At 69.7% G+C, this 1045-nt stretch carries 1 protein-coding gene; it reads left to right on the forward strand.

Annotated features, from left to right (window positions below; genetic code table 11):
- Window positions 1–117 precede the first annotated feature (117 nt).
- A partial coding sequence (locus tag ACODRZ_RS26730) for a hypothetical protein (RefSeq protein WP_488973189.1) occupies window positions 118–1045 on the forward strand: 928 nt, incomplete at its 3' end.

Raw genomic sequence — 1045 nt, forward strand, 5'->3', positions numbered from 1 at the left:
GGTCCGACTGGCCCTGGTGGTCCGACCGGCCCTGGTGGTCCGACTGGCCCTGGCGGTCCGACCGGCCCTGGTGGTCCGACCGGTCCCACCGGTCCGACCGGCAGCTATACGGGGCCCGTGGCCGGCGTCGGAGTGGGTGGTACGCCTATCCTCGGGCCGAGCGGGCCTGGCACGCTCATTGACGTCAACGTGGCTCCGGATGCCGCTACGGGCAATGGCGGCACCATCGCCGTTGATGTGCTCACCGGCGATGGCCATATCGTCAATGTCGCGCTGCCGACGACCACGCAGCAAACGCAGGAAGCGCTTGCTCCGGTCGGCTCGCTGGCTGGCGCCCTGCTCGGCGAGCAGGTGGGGTCAACCGTCACGCAAATCACCAACGGGCTCTCCCCGACGGTGTCAGCGGTGACCTCGACCGTCAGCCAGGTGACGACGCCGGTGCTCGATACCGTCGATGCAGTGTTGGCCCCGGTCGTGGGGCAAGGTGGTCTCCTTGGCCCTCTCACCGGACAGCTCGGCGGGCTGGTCGATGGCATCACCGGCAACCTGCCCGGCGGCGGGTCCGGCACGGCACCGACTTACACCGGGCCGCTTGTCGGCGTGGACCTTGGCAACAATGTCCTGACCGGGCCGAGCACGAGCGGCACTCTCGCGGGCGTCAACATCCTCTCGGAAAACCCGGGGCTGACATCCGGGCAACTGGTGACGGCTGACGTGCTGGCGGATGGTAACGTCCTCGACGTGACCATCCCGACGACGGCGGCCGGCGTGGCACAGGGGCTTGCTCCGGTGGGCAACCTCGCCGGATCGTTGCTCGGGGCTCAGGTCGGTTCCGGTGTGACGCAGGTGACCAACGGGCTTGCTCCGGTCGTGGCTCCGGTCACGAGCGCGGTCGATGCCGTCGCATCGCCGGTGCTTGACACCTTGAACGGCACGCTTGGCCAGGTCATCGGCGGTGTCGGCTCCGGCCAGACTGGCGGGACGGTGCTCGCTCCCGTGACGGGCGTGGTCGGAGGCCTGCTCGGCGGTGTTACCGGTGGCAGCG

The organism is Novosphingobium sp. FG90 (assembly GCF_057808725.1).